This window comes from Bacteroidota bacterium (genome assembly GCA_017303975.1).
Lineage (GTDB): Bacteria > Bacteroidota > Bacteroidia > JAFLBG01 > JAFLBG01 > JAFLBG01.
In genome coordinates this window covers 1-21461 of sequence record JAFLBG010000042.1, presented here as the reverse complement: position 1 = coordinate 21461, position 21461 = coordinate 1, and the positions used below count along the sequence as shown (strand labels likewise).

Below are 21461 nucleotides of genomic sequence, written 5' to 3'. Positions count from 1 at the left end.
TGTCTTTTGTGTGTCTCTATTTATAGGGGTTTCGGCTTTTGCGCAAAAGGTAAATTCATTGCGCTTGTTAAAAAATGCAAATGCAAAGCTGGATGCAGCTGATTATGTAAATGCGCTTGCTATCTACAAGCAATTGTATTCCATTGACTCTACGGATAAAGAGTATAATTACAAAATAGGCGTTTGTTTGTTTGAAATTAAATCAATGAGAACTCAGGCTCATTCTTATTTTCAAAAGGCAATAGGGTATGATGCAGAGGATGTGTATTATTATTTGGGGCAAACTTATCATATGAAAGCCCAGTATGATAAAGCATTGGAGAGTTATTATCGCTACCAAAATAGCAGCTCCGGTAAAGAACATTCTTTTTATGAAGTAAATAATTTAATTGCCAAAAGTTTGTATGCAAAATACGCGGAGGCTCATCCGCTAACAGATATCTTAATTGAGAATGCAGGTGGTAAAATAAATACTTCTGAACCCGAGTATGCACCGCTTATTCCTGCTGATGAATCGTATCTTGTGTTTACATCAAAACGAGCTTCGAACAAAGGTGGAAATAAAAGTATGTTAGGAGATTTTTATGAAGATGTTTTTGTTTCGAGAAGGGAGGGTAACGAATGGGCAATTCCAACGAATACGTTGGAGAATATTAATACTGAAGGAAATGACGCCTGTACGGGGGTTTCGGCAGATGGACAAAAAATGATTATTTATCGTTCCAGTGATACGTTAATGAGTGGAGAGTTTTATACATCTACTTTTGATGGAGTTTCATGGCGCAAATCAGAACTATTGGATGTAGCAATTAATTCAAAAGACTATGTTGAAACAAGCGCCTGTTACGCTCCGGATGGCGAGTGTATTTATTTTTCAAGTGATATGCCCGGGGGCTTTGGTGGCAAAGACTTATATGTGATTAAGAAACTGCTAAACGGAAAATGGGGAAAGCCATTTAATTTAGGAAAAAACATCAATACTCCTTACGATGAAGACGCTCCATTTATTCATCCAAAAGAGAATTTGTTGTTTTTTAGTTCGCAGGGACATCTTTCTAATATGGGTGGATATGATGTGTTTAAATCTTATTTCGAAAAGGATTCTTCCTCTTTTGGTAAACCAGAAAATATAGGGTATCCAATTAATACCTGTGGCGATGATATTTTCTTTGTGCTAAACACAAATGGGAATGCGGGTTATTTTTCTTCAGAACGCGAGGGTGGATTTGGGCAGTCTGATATCTACAAAGTTTCATTTATTTCGGACGCAGAAAAATATGTTGTAATTGCATGCAAGCTTGAAAGTCAATCAGGATTGGGTATACAAGGTGGAAAAATAAAATTAATTGACATTTCTAGTGGCAAGATGGTGGGCGCTTATACTTCCAATGCATATACGGGAAGTTTTATTTTGATAGTTGAGCCCGGGAAGAAATACGAAGTACTGCTGCAAGATTTAGACAATACAATTTCTAGTGAAAAGTATACATACAACAAAGGAGATGCAACGACTAAAAAATTTGTACTAAAAAAATGAGAATAGTTGTAAAATATATGTTTTGTTTGTTGTTATTGTTTGCAAAGACAGTAGTGGCGCAGGATATTCATTTTACACAGTTTTATGCAGTGCCTATGTATTTGAATCCCGCATTTGCCGGAATGGAAAAGTGTTCTAAGTTGAGTTTTGCATCACGTAATCAATGGTCGGGCGTAAATAAAGGCTACAATACGTATTTGTTTTCGTATGATGATTGTTTGCCAAAAATTAATAGTGGCTTGGGAATAGTTGCAGCAACTGATGTTGCAGGCACCGGAAATTTGAAAACGAATTTGGTAAATGTCAATTATTCTTACGAAGCCCTTATAACAAGAAAAATGTCCTGGCGGTTTGGTATGCAAGCAGGCTATGTTCAGAAAAGTATTAATTATAACAATCTACTTTTTGGCGATCAAATTGCTCGTGGTGGCAATGTACCTAGCTTAGATAATGCGGTATCAAGCAGGTCGTTTTTAGACTTAAGTGCAGGTAGTGTTTTTTATACAGATATGTTGTGGGTGGGTGTTTCTGTAAACCATCTGAATAAGCCTAATGAAGCAATTTCTACCGTTTATGCAGAATTGCCAATGAAAACATCTGTGCACAGTGGATTGCGAATTAAATTAAACGACCCACCTCGAAAGGCTGAAACCAAATATTTGATTCCTTGCTTTAATTATATGCACCAAAATAAATTTAACCAAGCAAGCTTTGGTCTTTATTATGATCCTGGAGCTTTAAATTTTGGCTTGTGGTATAGAGGTATTCCGTTTATTAATAAACCTAAGCAAGGCTATTCTACTAATGATGCGGTGAATTTATTAATATCTTTTTCTAACGATAAATTTCATTTTGGATACAGTTATGATATCACTATATCCCGCTTAACACCCTTAAGTGGTGGGGCGCATGAGGTGGTTGCGTATTATAAAATTTGTCGTAAGAAGAAAAAAAGAAATACGCGTTTAGCTCCTTGTCCGAAATTTTGAGGGAGTATTTAACAGAAAAGAATATTTAATTTATTTCCAATACAACAGCTTTGCCAACAACTTCAACACCGTCTCGCAAGGTAAGTAATGTGCCAATTTTTAGATGTTCTCCAAACCCAACGGGAGAAAGTAGTGTAGCTTTTAGTACCAATTCATCACCTTTGTATATTTCTTTTTTTGGACTATCTATCTGACATTCGCAACTGTATTTTGAAGCTCCGTCAATGTATGCGTGTGGACGAAAAATTGCGCGTATAGGCTTTAATCGAAAGCTTTCGAATAAAATAGTAATTGGCAAATATTTTTTATGGTAACGCAGCACGCAGCATAAATTTATGCTAATTTACAACAATGATTTTTATTATTGATTTTGGTAGTTCTAAAACACCTTTAATAAAGGAGTGTGTAGAGCAATGTGAATTTAATGCAACTGTTGTAAAATGGGACAAGTGCTCTGAAGAAGCTTTTGTATCAGCACGAGCCCTTATTTTAAGCGGAGCGCCTGCTTTGTTAACAAAAGTTGACACAAGTACTTACACAACTAAATTTTCTTTTTTACATACACTCAACATTCCAATCCTGGGTATTTGTTTCGGGCATCAATTAATAGGGTTATTAAATGGAGCAACAGTTTTTCTAGGTAATGAAAACAGGGAAAAAGTAAATCTTACCGTAATAAAGAATGATTTTATTTTTACAGATATTGAAACGCTGCGTTTTCAAGAAGACCACACCGAGGGCATTACACTCCCTACAAATTTTGATTTGCTTGCTTCTTCTTCTGATTATCCGGTAGAGGCCATGAAGCACAAAGAAAAAAATATGTATGGAGTGCAGTTTCACCCAGAAGCTTCAGGAAACAACGGAATGAAACTGCTCCACAATTTTTTACAGCTAAGCGCCCTTAAATAGATTGTATCGTACTCCAAATGAATAATTCATGTTGCCGGACAGTGTAATCATAAAACTATTTGAACCCCTATAGGCAATACCTCCGGTAATTCTACCTTCCGCAAATAAAGTAATATTTTTAAAAATTGGCTTTGTTTTTGCTAATTGATATGCAAGTCCTAAAGGGACATATGCTTGTAAACGAATTAAAGGGCTGTGTTTGTATAGGTGTGCAGACATTCCTGATTCGGATGTCTCTAATGGTTCTGTGCCAATATACACCGTTGTATCCTGCACCCTAGATGTATGACCACCGATAGATTTTGTAATTCCGCCCCCTATTCCATAGTATATTTTTAATTTTTCATTTATTGGTAAGGTGTGAACAAATTTAAAATCCAGCCCTAGGGTTCGTATAAATTCGTGGTAATTAACTCCTATATGTGTTGTGGTATCGCCATCATTTATTAGTTGGCCTCGCCTATTCAGATTTAGGCTACAATTCCCTCCTTCCGAACCTATATTTAAACCCACGAAAATCAACTTGTTTTTGTTGAAGGTGTTTAGCTTTTTACTGTAAGGATGGAATCCGAACTCAATTCCAAAGGAAGATACTTTGTAATCATAATTGTCATTTAGTTGGTTAAAGCTCGAGTCTAATTTTTCCAACTCTTTACTTTTCCCGGTTCGATGTATAATACTATTATATCCTCCGTCCGATTTAATGTTTCCGTGGGTTGTACTTACCCCAACTGAACTTAATTTTAATTTAGAGTGATTTGCCTCGGCTTGTTGAGCTAATACAACGGCATTGTTACAGCTTGCTAGGCAAGCCAACAAAGAAATGATTTTTACTTTTTTCATAATTGATTGTTTTATAGGTTAAACATTGAAAAAAGTAGTTGTCTGTCATGCAGTAGTTGTTTGTGTTTATAAGATAGACGCAAAAAAATAAAAAGGTTGCCTAATTTTTATTTTAGACAACCTTTTTATTAATAGAGGTAAAGTAACTAAGGAGTTTATTCTTTTATTATTTTTTTGCTGTAAACAGATGTGCCGGTTTGAATTGTTAGAAAATACAATCCATTTGCAACACCTTCTAAGTTTATTAGTAGCGGTTCGTTAGCATGTAATTGATTTTTGTATATTTCTTTCCCATCTGCCGATGTAAGCTTTAAGGAGGCCTCCTTGTTTTCTAATTCATTAAGATGTTTGATAGTAAGTATTTCTTTTGTTGGATTTGGATAAACTAAAAATTGTTCACTCCCCCTGTTTTCTGCTATTTCCAACATGTTGTCTCCTACCAAGCAGAAATCGAATGTTCCTGTGTTTAATTGCCCAACATAAAATACATTTGCATAATAAGTTTGTCCAATCGTTAATCCGGAAACAATATTGTCGAAATATGGATTGCCCCCACAATCAACTACTGTCAATGAATTGCAAGTGTTTGAAAATACCGTCCATCCTGCATCTCCTTGTGTGCTGCTTAAATTGCTAAAGAAAAATTCGCCACCGGTATGCGTTGCAACAAACTGATACCAAACATCATCGTCATTTGAGTTGGACCAACAACTGCTATTTGCTTGAGAGTGCGATGCACCGTAAGTATTAGCACTTGTGTAAGAGCAAGAAGAAAAACTACTCGACATGGAGAATGTGATTGCCGAGGAACACGCATCATTTGTTATTGGCGCAATTGATTCTAAACAGATATCAAAACTTCCGGTTATTCCATTGTAATCATACACACGTATGTAGTAGGTTTGTCCAATGGTTAATCCTGAAATAAGTTTAATTTCTGTCCCTCCTGAGTATGCTTGATCTATGCAACCGGCAATAGATGAGCCATTGCAAGCATTATATACTTGTGCCACCGCATCAAAAGTTCCATTACTTGATAGAGTTAATTTTATTGATGTTGCAGTTGCTGTAAACGAGTACCATGTATCTAATGCGTCATCGCTGCCTGAGCAGGTTGGGAAGTTTTCTGTTGCATTAATCGTGTTCCCGGGTGTTAAAATACACATAGTGTTTACCGCTAAAGGAATAGCTCCGGAACAGTTGTCGTTAGTAGGAACTGGAATTTCATATAAACACAAATCAAAGGTGCCTGTCGTAGAGGAATTATCAAACATTACACGCAAGTAGTAGGTTTGTCCTGTTGTTAATCCTGACAAAATAGAGGAGTTATATACATCACAATCTAATTCTGTTAAACTGTTGCATGTGCCGGAATACAAGGAGTATGCAATGTTGGATGCTTGATTGGAATTGGATATGTTTATTCCAACAGCTGTTACGGTTGGTGTAAAGGAATACCATACATCGTAAAGTGTTGAGGGAATCCAGCAGCTTGAGTTTTCGTTCGACTCTGTTGCATTAATGGTATTTACGGTAACATTGCTACAAGAATTTGCATTTGCTGAAATGCTTATTGGTATTGCAAGGTGGCATTCATCATTTGCGCTTGCATTGGGATTGAAAATAGAGAAAATAGAATCGCTACTAGTTGCGTTACACGTATTGTTATTTTCACTAATTCGTATTAAAGCCAATGTGGTAGATGGAATAGAAGGGATAGTCCATAAATAACTGCCATTGTTTGCAATGGTTGTTATGGAGTTCCAAGAGTTTCCGTTGTTGCTGGAATAATCAATACTAAAGGGACCTGTTAAACTTCCTGATGCCGACCAATTGATGGTATAGGTTGTGGGCAATGTAATTAATTCTCCACCTGTTGGATTGATAATCGTTAGTGTGTTTGTTGCAACTGTATTTAATGTAAGTACGCTGTTGCTGCTATCTACAACAGATGTATTTATAAAGTCAGAAATTCGTATCAATGCTTTTGCAGAGTTTATGCCCGCTGGCAACGCCCAGTTGTATTGATTGTTTGTAATTGATACATTACTCACAATACTATTCCAGGTGCTTCCGCTGTCAAGAGAATAGTCTATGTTGTACTTGTTGGATATAGGTCCGGAGGAATTCCATTGTATTAAATATTGACAAGTGGCAATTGTATCGCCACCATTGGGTTGGGTAAGTGTAATACTCTTGGGTCCTGTTGCGCAATTGGTAGATCCTGCCAAGCTCATACGCATTGGACTACCATTTAAAATTGCAATCATTCTTTTTTTTTGGTCATTACTAAACATGTACATGCAATTATCGTCCGAGTAGTCCATGTAGTTGATAAACATTTCCCCGTTTACAGCGTTTCCGGAGCAAGAGCCTTGACTATAAGGGAAAGTGTGGCAGCCTGAGTTGGATCCGGATGCAGGTGGGGTATCATTGCAATAATCGTTGCCGCAAGAAGCATCTCCCCAAATGTGTCGTAACCCAAGCCAGTGGCCGGCTTCGTGCACTGCTGTTAATCCTTTGTTAAAGGATGAGTTTAGATTGCCTACATTCCCAAATGCATCGTATGTAATTACTATGCCGTCATCGGTAGTTGTTCCCCAATATGCGCTAGGAATTCCTGCCATTCCGGATGTTCCCGGATTTGGAAATGTGGCGTATCCCAATAATCCGGACCCTAAATCAATACACCAAATATTAAAGTATTTGTTTGGATCCCAGATTGTTTGTGGCTTTATGGTGTTGTCAATATATGATGCGCTAAATGGCGCTGTGCCCCAGCCTTTTGAAACGGCATTTATTCGCTCAACTCCCGGTTGAGCCAAGGTGTTGCCATTTGGGTCGATTGTTGCAGGGCAAAAATTGATATTGCAATTTGCAGCAATTGGCTTCCACACATTAGGAATATTTATGGTGTCGGCATTTTGTTTGTTGAACCGTTCGTTTAATACTGTAAACTGTGAAAGGGCTTGTGCAGTGGTAATATTATCTCCGCTTCCAATTGCAGCTCCTGAATGTACAATATGGATAATGGTTGGTAGATTATAGTTCGATTGAAGTTGAATAGTGCCGTGTTTGCCGTTCAGACCATTTTTAGTTTGTTCAACCCAAACTTCATATTCATCGGGCAAAATTTTAGTTCCGCAGGTTCTTCCTTTTGTTTGTGCACTTACAAAGCTTTGTGCAAAGATTAAGATGGGTAGGAATATTTTTTTCATTCTAGTTTAAGTTTTTGAATTGTTTTGTTGCATTTCACTATACACAAATACCTGTTTGGTTTTTATAAAAGCAGTGGATTAAATAATTGATTTGATGTGTAATAGAATAAAGTGATAGTGTTTCAGTGAATTGCATACCTAATATAGTAAAAAGTAATTCTAAATCAAAGTTGTTTTTGTACTGTGTTGTAGATAAGCAAAACTCAAAATTGATATTCAATAAAGTTGCCTAGTCTGCGTTATAATTCAGTATATTTAGTAGAACAAAGGGTACAATACATTGTCAAAAAGCAACTATGACATACTGGTTAGTAAACTAGATGAGTTTATTAGAAAATACTATAAAAATCAACTTATTAAAGGAGGTATTTATTTTATTGGTATTGTGCTCGCGTTCTATTTGCTTGTAAGCGGCTTAGAGTTTATCGGGAGATTTAATTCCGGAATACGAACTTTTTTGTTTTTCTCTTTTTTAGGAATATCACTTTCGTTGTTGCTGAAATTTATTGTTGTTCCAACATTAAAAATATACAAGCTTAGTAAGACTCTTAGTTATGAAGAAGCTGCATTGCTTATTGGTAAACACTTTGGGGAAGTGCAAGATAAGTTGCTTAATATTTTGCAGTTGTCCTCTTCAAATGAAAACACGTTCTCTTCTAGGCAATTAGTGGAAGCTGGGATTAATCAAAAGGTCCAGTCTATACAACCAATTGTGTTTACAGCAGCAATTGATTTTCGCCAGAATGTTAAGTATCTAAAGTATGCAGCTGTTCCAATGTTGGTGTTTGTTTTGTTGTTGGTTACCGTACCCTCATTTATTTTAGATAGCACCAAGCGTTTGGTGTTGCATAATGCGTATTTCGAAACACCATCTCCATTCCGTTTTTCGGTTGCAAATAATCAGCTACAAGCCATTCAGAATGAAGATTTTTTGTTGAATGTTTCTTTGGATGGAAATGAAATACCTAATGAAATTTTTGTTCAATTTAATGGCGAAGAGTACAAGTTAACGAAGGAGACAACTACAACGTTCTCCTATCTTTTTAAGAATGTTCAAAAAGATATTTCGTTTAATTTATGGGCAGATAATGTTTCATCAAAGCCATACAATCTTGTTGTGTTTCCCAAGCCAACGGTGGTAGATTTTGAAGTAAGTTTTGTATATCCTGCTTATGTAGGAAGAAAGAGCGAAACTGTAAAAAATACAGGAGATATAACAATTCCCGCAGGAACAAAGGTGAAGTGGGATTTTTCTACACAACACACGCAGTCGTTATTTTTTGCATTGGCCGATTCTACGTATCATTTAAGTGCAGATAATACCAATCGTTTTTCAATCTCTTCTCGTTTTTTAAAATCTCAGTCCTACACAATAAAAACCGCGAACGAACTTGTGAAAAACAAAGACTCACTGTATTATACAATTAACGTTATTCCGGATTCACATCCTTCTATTGAGGTGCAGGAACATAAAGACACGCTTTCCAATCTAAAGCTATACTTCAAAGGTTTTGTGAAGGACGACTACGGATTTAGTTCGTTGAGTTTTAATTATAAATACACCAGAAAGGTTGATTCGGCTACAACACCTGTTTCCAAAACTGTTCCATTGGACATAAATAAAAGTGCAACACAAAATATGTTTTTTCATTATTGGGATTTAACAGAATTGTCAGTTAATCTGGGCGATGAGATAGAATACTATTTTGAAGTATTTGATAACGATGCCGTGAATGGTAATAAGAGTGCACGAACTCAAAAGTTTTTATTTAAGGCTCCCACGCTGGATGAACTTAAGCGTCAAACAGAAAAAAGTAATTCTGAACTAAAAAAAGAAATGGAGCAGGCTATGAAAGATGCGCAAGAGCTTCAACAGCAAATAGGTGAGATGAACAAAGATATATTTGAAAAGAAACAAGTAGGCTGGGAGGAGAAAAAGAAATTGGAGAACTTGCTTGGAAAGCAGCAGTCGTTAGAAAATAAAATTGAACAGATAAAACAAGAAAATCAAAAGAACAACAACAATCAAAATGAGTTTAATAAGCCGGATGAAGCTTTATTGGAGAAACAACAACAGTTGGAAAAAATGTTTGAGAACTTAATGACAGAGGACATGAAGAAATTATTTAAAGAGTTGGCTGCATTAATGGATAAGATGGATAAACAAAAGGTACAGGAAACGTTAGATAAAATGAAGCTTACCAATAAAGACATAGAGAAAGAGTTAGACAGAACACTAGAAGTTTTTAAGCGCATGGAGGTGGAAAAAAATTACAACGATGCAGTAGATAAACTAAATGAATTGGCTAAAGAACAAGAAAAGCTTGCCACAGAAACTGAGCAAAATAAAAAAGGAGCTAACGAAGAGCTAACAAAAAAGCAGCAAGAGTTGAATAAAAAATTTGACGATGTAAAAAAGGATATTGATGCATTAGAAAAAAAGAATAACGAGCTAGAAACGCCATTTAATATGGCAAATACCGATGCTAAAGAACAAGAGGTAAAACAAGAAATGCAAAATAGCGAACAGCAATTGCAAAATAATAAAAACAGTAAAGCTTCGCAGTCGCAAAAAAGTGCTGCGCAAAAGATGCAAGAAATGGCGCAACAAATGGAGAAAGAAATGCAGCAAAGCGAAGAGCAGCAAGATGCAGTAGAGATGAATCAGTTGAGGGATATATTGGAAAATTTAATTCAACTTTCGTTTAGCCAAGAAGAGTTGATGAAGAGCTTTAAAAGCACGCAAACAAACAATCCATTGTATGTAAAACATACCCAAACACAAAAGAAGTTAAAAGATGATGCAAAGATGATTGAGGATAGCTTGTTTGCTCTGAGCAAGAAAGTTCCGCAAATAGAATCGATTGTAAATAAAGAAATAAGCGCAATAAATTCGAGTATGGATAAGGCAATTGCGCATTTAGCAGAACGCCAAACTCCCGAAGCAAACGCAAGGCAGCAGTTTGCAATGACATCAATTAATAATTTGGCTTTGATGCTCAGCGAAGCTTTGGAGCAAATGCAGGCACAAATGCGACAAAAGAGCCAAAGTTCAGGTAGCGGAAGCTGTAATAAACCCGGTGGAAAAGGGCAAAAGCCAAGCGCACAAAGTATGCGCCAAATGCAGGAAAATTTGAATAAGCAAATACAAAAACTAAAGCAACAGATGGAGCAGCAGGGCAAGAATCCCGGAGGAAAAAAACCAGGGGAAAAAGGGAGTAATGGTAACAAAGGCAATAATGGTTCGGAGGGAATGAATGGCATGAGTGAAGAATTAGCAAAAACAGCAGCTCAACAAGAGGCATTGCGTAAAGCATTGCAACAAGTAATGCAGGATATGAAAAACAACGGAAATCAACCCGGAGGCAACTTGCAAGAAATAGAGCAAAAAATGGAAGAGACTGAAACAGAGCTGGTTAATAAAATTATAACACAAGAGACATTAAAGCGCCAACAAGAAATTTTAACTAAACTTTTAGAGCATGAAAATGCTGAGCGTGAGCGAGATATGGATGAGAAAAGAGAGTCTAACGAGGCAAAAGAAGAGTATAAACGTAACCTTTCCGATTTTTTAGAGTATAAGCAGGAAAAAGAGAAAGAAATGGAATTGTTGAAAACTGTTCCTCCGTCTTTAAACCCTTTTTATAAAAATAAAGTAGCAGAATATTTTAATACGGTAGATTAAAACCCAATGTTATTAATGGAACAACAACAATTGCTTATCTCTTCTAAAACAGAAAATCTTGTATTAGTAGAAAAGTTGATAAACGAAGTTTGCCAAGAGCACAAAATTAAAGAAGACTTTTATGGCAATATTTTAATCGCACTCACAGAGGCTGTGAATAACGCTATATTGCATGGCAACAAGGGCAATCCGGGAAAAAATGTTTCAATAAATTATACTTCTCAACCCGACTCCATCACATTTACTATTAAAGATGAAGGAGACGGGTTTAATTACGACACACTTCCAGACCCTACGGCTCCCGAAAACATTGAAAAGCCAAACGGACGTGGGGTTTTCTTAATGCGAAACTTGGCGGATAAAGTTGAGTTTTTAGACAATGGAAGAGTGGTGTCGCTCAATTTTAAAACATTGGTTAATTAAACGTTTTAGTACAACCGTTTCGTGTCGTATTTTTCAACAATCATTTCTTGAGGATGCTATTTTATGAGTGCTAACAGCAACATTTCTTTTTTTAACGATGGAATAAAATTCACACTAAAAAATAAAAAGAAAATAATCGCATGGATTGAAACAATTATCAAGCAAAACAAGTATAAGATAGAAAACATTAATTATGTTTTTTGTAACGATAAATACCTACATACTATAAACCTAAAATTTTTGCACCATGATACTTATACCGACATTATTACTTTTGATTATTCTGATAAGAAAAGTAAAACAGTATCAGCCGATATTTTTATTAGTATCGAAAGAGTCAAAGAAAACGCACAAACCCTTAAGACCTCCTTTTCGCTAGAATTGCAGCGCGTTTTAATTCACGGAGTATTGCATTTATTGGGCTATAAAGACAAAACGAAAGCTCAGAAAGTCGCAATGCGTAAGCTAGAGGATAAGTGTCTTTCCCTTTTCAAATAAGTTCTATTTTATTTTACTTTCAATCCATCGTGCAATAGAAAGGGGGTATAGCCCACTTGAGTGGTAATCAACGCCTTCTATATTTTTGAAAATAGGCAATGTTTTTTTTAACGCTACTAATTTAGTTTCCTTTTTAGATTTTAATAAACCCTCCATTAATGGACAAAAAGTTTCGATGGTTTTGTTTGCAAAATCAGGGTTTGATAAATAGGTATCTTTAAATTCAGTTAAAAGCTTTTGTGCAAAAAGTTCGTCTCCCTTATCATAGAAAGACATGATTTGCAATATTTCCGGTCTAAAATCACCAGCTCTTTTAAAGGAATCTTTATTATTTAAGATCTGCCCCAGATGTTTTATGCTGTTTTTGTAGTCCTTTACTAAAAAGTATAAATACCCAAAATGTAAATTTATAACGTAAGCACCTTTGGGACCACTTTGCAGCATAAGCTGAATGGTGGCTTTGTTTTCTTTCATTACCTTAGATACGTCTGTAATGTCAGCAAAAACACAGTGCGCAGCTGTTTTAAATACAAGCATGTTTTTTGTGAACATATTTAGTAAGTGAGGCTTAAGTGATTTTAGCTCTGCAATTTTATTTTGGTAAAATTCGAATTCCCTGTAAAACAACGATTTGTTTTTTGTAAATAGGATTGGGAAAAAATAGTTACTAACGGCAACTATGTAATCACGTTGATTCCCATCCAAAAGCTCTCTGTCTTCGTCAAAGTAATTAATAGCAGCCTTCGTAAAGCTTATTGATTTTGGATTGTTGTTGAGAATATCTTTCTGAATGAGTCCGTTAATTAAATTGTATAGTACTTTACTGATAGGCGCTATGGCATACTTTTCATTGTTTAGCATTTTATGGTTTATGTAGTGTTTAAACAAGTCAATTAAATTGTCGTTATAGCTAACAAACATTTTATTATTTATATCACGGTTTATTTGATACCATAGAAGCCGGTATTGCTCTTTGTTCTTTAGTTTTCGCAAATAATCATATAGCTCATTGTTCATTACTTCAATCTGCTCGTCAAGATCTGCCCAGCTTGCAATATGGATCTCTCTTTGTTTTAATGCAGCCATGCCGGAAAACACATAGTCTGCCTTAGCGTTAGCTTCCTCTTTGGCGTCTTTACATAATTCGATTGCTTCCTTGTAAAGACCTTTGGAGCGCAATTGATCGGCATATTTTATTTTTCGAAAAAGCTGCGTTTCTATATCGTCTGCCGAGTGGCATTCAAATAGGCTTTCCAGCAGCAATTCAAATAAATAATTTTTATGGGACGATAAGTTGGCGTTGTTGGAATATTTTAGAATTTCATTTTTTAAATCGTCATCGTTCATCCCACCTTCTACTAAATCGAACAGGCGAACGGAATTGTTGTCTCCGGACCTATACGCTTCAGCATATATTTTAAAGTACCGTTTTTCATTTTTGCTCATTGCTGCAATGAGTTTTCTCAATTTATCAACTTTCATATTATATTTTGAAAATTTAGTTTTGTGTATGTATGCAATTCGTTATCAATGAGTTTAATATAACAAATTGATTTAGAAAGTTAAAATATGAAACAAATATTTTTGGTTGATTTAAAAAATAACGTTAAAATTTAGATGCTATTAAACGAATTGTGCTTTCTTGGCATGTTGAATAGTCTGCAGATTTGCGGTACCTTATATTACCAAATGGCATGAGTATGCACAACAAAAAACATTTTCTTTTTAATCGAAGCGTTTACTCCATAGACGCTTGTGTGTACTTTGTTTTTTTACTGTTCGGTTTTTCAACGATTAGTTACGCACAAGGAAAGTGGGAATGGGTGCATGGAGATACAGGAACTGTTGGTATTTATTCTCCGGGAACAGTCGGTGTTCCTAGCGTAAATAATAATCCTACCGCACGTTATGGTGCTGCAAATTGGACAGATGCGCAGGGCAATTTATGGCTGTATGGAGGTAGAAGTGCTTTTACTAACGTAATGTGCGACATGTGGAAATTCGATGTAAATACAAATATGTGGACACGCATGCACGCAGGAACCACCAATCCTGTTTATGGAACTATCGGTGTTGCTGCTCCGGCTAATAATCCGGGAGCAAGACAAAGTGCTCCTGCTACTTGGGTTGATAATAATGGAATACTTTGGCTGTTTGGTGGAGATAATTGGCTCGTTCAGTGTAAGGGAGATTTGTGGAAATACGATCCCGGAACCAATCTGTGGACCTGGGTAAAAGGACCTACCGGAAATTATCAACTAACAAATGCAGGAACTCAATTTGTGTGGAGTACTACAAATGAGCCCGGAAGCAAATGTCATATTGGAGCTGGCGTGGTAGATGCGAATGGAGATTTAATATTGTATGGAGGTCGCTCGGAGAACGGAAAAAATTTTCAAAATATTTGGAAGTATAATATTGCCTCCAATCAATGGGTTTGGGTGTATGGTCCGGTAGCCTATCCTGTACAAAACGCTAATTATGGAACGAAAACTATTTCTAGTGCCGCCAACAAGCCTGCTCCCGACCAAGAGTTTTATTCACTATGGTTGGATGCACAAAACAATATGTGGTTGTACGACCCTAGTTTGCGAAGGAATGTAGTTTGGAAATATGATTTTGTAACCAACGAGTGGACTTGGATGAATGGACAACATGTTGTTCAAAACCACCGAGGAAATTATGGTACATTGTGTGCTGGAGATACAGCAAATTTTCCGCCATCAAGAGAACGCACTAGCACTAAGTGGAAAGACGAGTGTGGGAACTTTTATATTTATTCGGGTGCTACAAGAAACCCTAATTATGGTCCATCAGCCACCAATGCTTTTACAAATGATTTATGGAGATACAATCCTATACGAAATGATTGGACATATGTTTGGGGTGATATAAACTTTACCGGGCCGGTGGTTTATGGGCAAAAGAATGTTCCATCGGCAACAAATAAGCCACCGGATATGGTAGGAGGGGCATCCTGGAAATCTCGAAACTCATTCTATGTGTATGGTCTTACACAAGGCGGTGTTACATGGGGGTACCTCAACGTGCAAAAAAATGTGTTATGGCGCTTTGTACCCGATGCTCCCATCGCAGCATTTACGAGTAATGCGCCTGTAACAACTTGCGCAATGCCCGTAGTTATTACCTATACAAATGCGAGCGATGCTAATTGTTTAGAAATGAAATCCTATTCTTGGGATTTTGGAGACCCATCTTCCGGAGCAATGAATGTTTCTACACTTGAAAATCCTACACATACGTATGCTGCTCCTGGCACATATTCTGTTCAATTAATTGTAGAAAATTGTATGGGGATAAAAGACACTGCCATAAATCCCATACAAATTACTTTGGGTACATCAACGGTAAGTATTAATAGTACAGCGCCTTCTGTTTGTAGTGGTTCGGGTGCAACACTCTCCGCAAGTGCTAGTAATACGTATTTATGGAGTCCTGGAGGCGCTACCACAGCTAGTTTAACAGTATCTCCAGTATCTACAACAAGTTACACCGTTGTAGCAACTGACAACTATAACTGCACTGCACAAGCTATATTTACACTTAGCGTAAATAGTAAACCAACAGTTTCAATTGCTGCGCCTAGTGCAGTATGTAATGGGCAAAGTGTAACCTTGTCTGCAAATGGCGCATCGACTTATTTATGGAGTCTTGGAGGCGCAACAACCGTAGCCATTACAAACGCACCAACTACTACCACCATGTATAGTGTTTTGGGAACAGATAATGTAGGTTGTTCTGCACAAGCTATATTTACACTTAGCGTAAATAGTACACCAACAGTTTCAATTGCTGCGCCTAGTGCAGTATGTAATGGACAAAGTGTTACCTTGTCTGCAAGTGGAGCGTCCGCTTATTTGTGGAGTCTCGGAGGTGCAACAACTGCTGCCGTTACAGACATGCCAACCAGTACTACCACGTATAGTGTTTTGGGAACAGATAATGTTGGTTGTTCTGCACAAGCTGTTATTACAGTTACTGTTAATTTTTTGCCGGTGCTGCAATTAATTGGAAATACATCTATTTGCAATGGTGTTTCAACTACGTTAACTGCTGCGGGCGCAAACAGTTATTCGTGGTTGCCTGTAGTTGGATTGAACAATGCCTCAGTACCAGTTGTGGTTGTTACAACAACAGCAACCACCACATATACCGTTGTGGGAGTTGATATCAACGCGTGTGCAGATACTGCATTTGTTACTGTGAATGTCTCTGATACGCCTACAGCACAGTTTACTGCAAATAACCAACTATCCTGTTCTTCGGGGTGTATCACATTTTTAAATACTTCTTTGGTGGTAGCTAACACTACCAATACTTATACATGGAATTTTGGAGATGGCAATACATCATCGCTTGAAATCCCCTTAAATTGCTATCAAGCAAGCGGGCTGTATTCCGTAACTTTGTATGCATTAAATAATGCAGGGTGTGCAGATACAGTAGTTGCTTCGAATTATATAACCATTCTAGATTCTCCGTTCGCTGCATTTAGCACCAATCCTGTTTCGAATGCGAATGTGTTGGAGGAGATTTTGTTTTTAAATAATTCTGCTAACGCTACCAATTATTGGTGGAATTTTGGCGATGGGCAAAATGATACGTTGGTGAGTCCTACTCATGTTTATTCTGAGGGAGGAAGCTACACGATACAGCTAATAGCTAGTAATGGTAGTGTATGCAGCGATACCGCCTATACACAAATTAGCGTGGAAGATGATTTTACATTGTTCGTGCCCAATTCGTTTAGTCCGGATGGAGATGGATTGAACGATGTTTTTCGTATTTATTCCACCAACCAAAATATTTCCAACTTTAGGATTACGTTATTTAACAGATGGGGCGAAGTAATATGGGAAACAGAAGATATTCAAACGGGTTGGGATGGAAAATATTTGGGAGCACCAGATGTTGCGCAGCAAGAGGTGTATGTTTACCTAATACAATTAAAAGATACTAATGGAATAAAAAGAAAGTATACGGGAAACATTAGTTTGATTCGTTAACTCTTCGCTATAAAATCGCTCTCTGTGTACTTCGCAACCTTAATTTATAACTTCTTAAAAACTAAACCTTTTATTTTTAACTAACAGTATATTAGTTTGTTATGGATTATTTTGGTCTGAATAAAACTTAAATATTTTACCATTTTAATTTGACTTCCCCTTTGGGTTTCGGGTAGATTTGCCCGTATTAAACAAAAAATAAATAGATGAAAACAAAACTTCTAACCATTAGTGCAATTCTTACATTTTGTGCAAGCTCTTATTCTAAAGAAAGAAAAGCTGATTCTACATTTGTTAATCAAAAAAAATGGGACGTAAGCGTAAATATCAATAACCTAAGTGTTTTTCCTAATGGGATTTCAAGTAAAGCCGCTAAGTCATCGGGAGACATTACCCTAAAAAGAAAAATAAGTTCAAAATTAGAAATTCGAGTGGGTGTTTTAAGTAAAAATTATACTACGATAGATCAACTATATTATGATAAGGATTTAAACTATTGGGATTACAATAGTATTTATATTACAACTGGCAATCTTTCTACAGACATTCACAAAACGTTTTATAAGCTTGGAGTGCAGTATAATTTACCAATAAAGGAAAACTCTCAGTTTTCATTTGGAGCAGATATTTTGTATGGTAAGGAGAGTATAGATTTTAGTTACTCCAACATATCTTATTATCGTACAGATACATTAAAGAATTTAATTTCCTCTCCTTCTGTACCAAGCGGGAATTCGGGTGGTATAAGATGGAGCTCAACATTTATCGGCATAAGTCCCTTTGTGAATTTTTACCATGCATTGTCTTCTCGTTTTGGGTTATCAGTGCAGTTGGCAGCAGATTCTAGAATTAATAGAATTAGCAAAGGCTTAGGCGCTGAATTTTTTGACCATGTTCAAAGGACAGGTTCGAATGATCAAAAGGATAGTTGGATTGTTACTAGCACTAGTCCGTATAAAAGTTTTGCATCAGACCTGCGATTTACCGTTAACTTACATTACAAATTTGGTAAAAGGGTAAAATAAATGTTTGTGATAATTTAATTTTACAATAATTCCAGATGAATTTCAACTCATTCGACTTTACTAGTGCTAGTAAAAAAGCATGCGTAAGGTCGAATGAATTTTTATCGAATTAGTTTAAACTCTAAATAGGCAGTTGGAAAATACAACTGCCTACAACTAAATATTAGTAAGGCTTTTAGTGTTTTGAATAAGTAAGGAAACTTTACTAATACTAAGTTGGGGTGGCCCGTACTAACACAGATAGTGCGCTTTTTTCAAAAGCATCTACTGTTAGGGGTAAATCATTCTAGTAGGCGATTTCCCATTTTCAAATACCATTCGTATTCCATCATCAGTTGTGGGTTTTTCTCATTATACAGCTTCTTTTTCAATCGAAGTATATATTCTTTATTCTTAAAAGAATCATGAATAAGTAACAGCTTATAAAAATCAAGAATCAACTGGTAATCTACTATTTCGTGTAAATATGCTTTGACCGTACTATCTGAAATCAATCTGTGTGCAGCTTTAAAATCTTTTTTGATCACCAACAACTTTGATAACGCTACCTTATATGGTACTATTAGTTTAGTAGCAATTTTAGTTGCATTATTCGTTACCAACTTTTTTAAGTAATTAATTAGATAGTCATACTGCAATATGGGAGTTTTAGGGTAGGAGTGGGCAATTGCGAGTGCTCTGTAAAAATAATTAATTTGCACAGAGGTTTCATCACTCGTTCTACTAGTAGGAATAGTTTCGGTAAGTAATTGCCATGCTTCAGAATATTTTTTGCAATAAATTAGCGTGACAGCTCTGTTTTGAATATCTCTTAACAGGGAACTTTTTTCTGTGAATTTATATTTTTGAGACAACTTAATTTTTGACAATAATGCAATTTCGGCTTTGTCATATTCGTAATTAAAATATAGTACAGCTGCTTCTGTACCAATTATTTTAATAGCAGTGTCTTTTTCATAATCAATAGTGTAATCAAACAGTGGTATGCGGGGATATTTTGCTACAATTGATTTGCAAACACTAAGATGTTTTTTCAATACTTTAACATCTGATAGTTTGTCCCATTTTCGTTTGTTGTAAACACACAGGTAGTTGTATAAGAATTTAAAGCGGAGGTACTCACTATTTTTTTGAGCTAGATATTCCACTTTATTCAAGTATTCAATAATAGCCTTTTCTCCATATTTAAAATTTAGTTCTGCCATTACGAATCTAAGTTCCTTAACCTGTGAAATATCCTCCTGTAATAGTTTAGCTTTCTTATATTTTTTTAGTAAGCTGTGGAATTTCATTCCTCTCTCAAATTCTCTTGATAGCCTGTGTTCTAGTAATAATGGTAAAAGTTCAAAAACGTTATTATCCCACAAATCTTTTTCAAGTGCATCTAGTTTATTTTCATAATCAACTTCGTTGGCGTTGTATTTAGTTGTTCTTGTTAATTCATAAAAACGTGTTTCTTCCGAAGTTAGTATGGTTTGTTGTAGCTTTCGTTTAGCATTAAAATACTCTAGTAAGCGTTTTCTTATTTTATAGTATCTATTTTGCAAAGTAATAATTGGGGTTTTCTTCAGCTCCGAACTATATAAATAAGAAACAATTTGCTGTGTTCTGAAATGAGGTTCATTACAACTAATTACGTATTCGATAGTTTTAAGTATGAAGTGCGCATTAGCAAAATCGAGCTTACATTGATTTAATTCTTTCGAATCTAGGTCTTTAATTTTCGAATAAAGCGAATGGTTCATTTTAGTGATATCATATTTATAGTCTGTAAATATAGTAAAATATAAGGAAGAAAGGGATAGGTGGCTTCAATTCCCGAATAGATGGGCTTCCGCAAAAAGACCTGCAAATGAAATAGTTTAATTTTGCCACATCAAGCACAAGTATATAACCAAACACCCCCCAAAACATAAATTTAAAAGCATGGAAGCAATATGTAAAAATTTAGCAATAGTGTCTATAATGGCACTAGCCGGTATTAATGCATCAACAGCACAATCTAAGATTGAGCATGTAACAGCAATTGGCGGCAGTCAATCGAATATTACCTATGTCGATTCTGATATAGATACACTTACTAACACTACTTATTTATTGGCATATGTAAAAGGAACTTGCGATATAGATCCTTCGTCTGCAAAAAAAATGATATCAGAAGTTAATAATCCTAATCACGATGGTAACAATCAATCTTTGGGATTAGCTGTTGTAATTGCTTACGAAGAGATTAACAGTAAACAAAAATTAAAGTGGGTAAGCTCTTTAAAGAGTATAGGCAATTCGATGACTAAACTCCAAAAAATAACTTTTGACTATAAGAACAAAAATATATTTGTAGCCGGACACCACGATGGTAAATTTCAACTACAAACACCTGCCGGAGCCACATCAACTATCAACGCAGGGAGTGCAGGAGGTACAGATATTTTTTTACTAAAGTATGATGTGTTGGGTAACCTTGTAAAAAAAGCAATTCTGCAAGATAACAAAGACAACGGAGTTTCATCTAGGATTAAAATTGCAGGACTGGCTACTGATAAGTACGGTAATTTAATTTTGCTTGGAAGTCTTAACCAGTGGGGTAACTGGGACATAAATCCAGGACAAGGCTATGGAGCTGTTGTTGGCGGTTTGTTTCTTGCGAAGTATGATAATAATTTTGCCTTTAAATGGAGTAAAAATATTAGTTACGATACTCAATTTTCATCCTGGGAAGACATCACGTTCGATGATATGGCTCTTGATTCAAATGGAAATATCATTTTTTCTGGAAGAGTAATAGATGATACGTATTCGGGGTTGCAGTTGTTTATTAAGTATTTCAATTTTGTGTCTAAGTACTCTACGCTAGGAAATCAAAAGTTTACGAATAAAATATTGGAAGGAAGATCGCCTTTGTATTGTACAACAGATAAAAAAGGAGATGTTATTTGCTATGGTACGCTAGAGCCAAATACAACTATTTCTCCCGATCCTGTGAGCTCCTCTAACAAGACTATTGTTGGAGATAATACAGCGTATAACGCATATTTAGTAAAATACCAATCTGCCAACGGAAAGCTGGTTTGGGTAAATAAAGTAGTACACAACTCTTTGGCTGGTGATAAAAACATTGCACAAGATGTAACTACCGGCCCCGGTAATTCTATCATTACCTCTACAAAGAGGTATAACACCGGAAATATGCAACAACTAGTTTTGGAAAAATATACTTCAGCAGGAGTTAAAAAATGGGGCACGCATACTCAAATGATGAATACAACACAAAGCGTAATAGGGGCGCCTAAACTAGTTGCCTATG

14 protein-coding genes are annotated in these 21461 nt (G+C 36.0%); 9 read left to right on the top strand and 5 right to left on the bottom strand.

All coding sequences use genetic code 11. From position 1 onward, the window contains the following. The first annotated feature begins 10 nt into the window (after positions 1-10). Positions 11-1537, top strand: a complete 1527-nt coding sequence (locus J0M08_12350) for a PD40 domain-containing protein (GenBank protein MBN8703850.1) — start codon at positions 11-13, stop codon at positions 1535-1537. Beyond that, complete coding sequence (locus J0M08_12345; GenBank protein MBN8703849.1) at positions 1534-2526, top strand: type IX secretion system membrane protein PorP/SprF; 993 nt, start codon at positions 1534-1536, stop codon at positions 2524-2526. The genes J0M08_12350 and J0M08_12345 overlap by 4 nt, the downstream gene beginning before the upstream one ends. A gap of 25 nt (positions 2527-2551) precedes the next feature. On the opposite strand, the gene J0M08_12340 is transcribed toward J0M08_12345, so the two are convergent. Beyond that, complete coding sequence (locus J0M08_12340; protein MBN8703848.1) at positions 2552-2848, bottom strand: hypothetical protein; 297 nt, start codon at positions 2846-2848, stop codon at positions 2552-2554. 29 nt (positions 2849-2877) lie between these two features. Here J0M08_12340 and J0M08_12335 point away from each other — a divergent pair, with 29 nt between their 5' ends. After that, a complete protein-coding gene (locus tag J0M08_12335) occupies positions 2878-3438 on the top strand; it encodes a gamma-glutamyl-gamma-aminobutyrate hydrolase family protein (GenBank protein MBN8703847.1) in 561 nt (186 codons plus the stop codon). Here the strand turns inward: J0M08_12335 and J0M08_12330 are convergent. After that, the gene (locus J0M08_12330) at positions 3421-4281 is read right to left on the bottom strand and encodes a hypothetical protein (GenBank protein ID MBN8703846.1); all 861 of its coding nucleotides are present in this window, start codon (positions 4279-4281) and stop codon (positions 3421-3423) included. The two genes, J0M08_12335 and J0M08_12330, sit on opposite strands and share 18 nt — an antisense overlap. A 155-nt stretch (positions 4282-4436) precedes the next feature. Further along, positions 4437-7499 carry a T9SS type A sorting domain-containing protein gene (locus J0M08_12325; protein ID MBN8703845.1) on the bottom strand — a complete coding sequence of 1021 codons (3063 nt, stop codon included), beginning with the start codon at positions 7497-7499 and terminating at the stop codon, positions 4437-4439. A 280-nt stretch (positions 7500-7779) separates the two neighbouring features. Here J0M08_12325 and J0M08_12320 point away from each other — a divergent pair, with 280 nt between their 5' ends. The 3 genes from J0M08_12320 (at position 7780) to ybeY (ending at position 12105) form a co-directional block, all read left to right on the top strand. Then, on the top strand, positions 7780-11184 hold the full coding sequence (locus J0M08_12320) for a DUF4175 domain-containing protein (GenBank protein MBN8703844.1): 3405 nt from the start codon (positions 7780-7782) through the stop codon (positions 11182-11184). 15 nt (positions 11185-11199) lie between these two features. Beyond that, entirely contained in the window at positions 11200-11607 is a 408-nt protein-coding gene (locus J0M08_12315) for an ATP-binding protein (GenBank protein MBN8703843.1), read from the top strand. Between the two features lie 63 nt (positions 11608-11670). Next, positions 11671-12105 (top strand): rRNA maturation RNase YbeY, encoded by a 435-nt coding sequence (ybeY, locus tag J0M08_12310; GenBank protein ID MBN8703842.1) that lies wholly within the window; start codon positions 11671-11673, stop codon positions 12103-12105. 3 nt (positions 12106-12108) lie between these two features. Here ybeY and J0M08_12305 read toward each other — a convergent pair whose 3' ends face one another. Continuing rightward, positions 12109-13587, bottom strand: coding sequence for a hypothetical protein (locus tag J0M08_12305; GenBank protein MBN8703841.1), 1479 nt, complete (start codon positions 13585-13587; stop codon positions 12109-12111). A 218-nt stretch (positions 13588-13805) separates the two neighbouring features. Here J0M08_12305 and J0M08_12300 point away from each other — a divergent pair, with 218 nt between their 5' ends. Together J0M08_12300 and J0M08_12295 are read left to right on the top strand one after the other, a co-directional pair. Beyond that, positions 13806-17132, top strand: a complete 3327-nt coding sequence (locus tag J0M08_12300) for a gliding motility-associated C-terminal domain-containing protein (GenBank protein ID MBN8703840.1) — start codon at positions 13806-13808, stop codon at positions 17130-17132. 206 nt (positions 17133-17338) lie between these two features. After that, complete coding sequence (locus J0M08_12295) at positions 17339-18157, top strand: hypothetical protein (GenBank protein MBN8703839.1); 819 nt, start codon at positions 17339-17341, stop codon at positions 18155-18157. Between the two features lie 281 nt (positions 18158-18438). Here the strand turns inward: J0M08_12295 and J0M08_12290 are convergent, their stop codons facing one another. Beyond that, the gene (locus tag J0M08_12290; protein ID MBN8703838.1) at positions 18439-19902 is read right to left on the bottom strand and encodes a hypothetical protein; all 1464 of its coding nucleotides are present in this window, start codon (positions 19900-19902) and stop codon (positions 18439-18441) included. 181 nt (positions 19903-20083) lie between these two features. On the opposite strand from J0M08_12290, the gene J0M08_12285 reads away from it, so the two are divergent. Beyond that, positions 20084-21461 (top strand): hypothetical protein (locus J0M08_12285; GenBank protein MBN8703837.1); only part of this gene is annotated, 1378 nt, incomplete at its 3' end.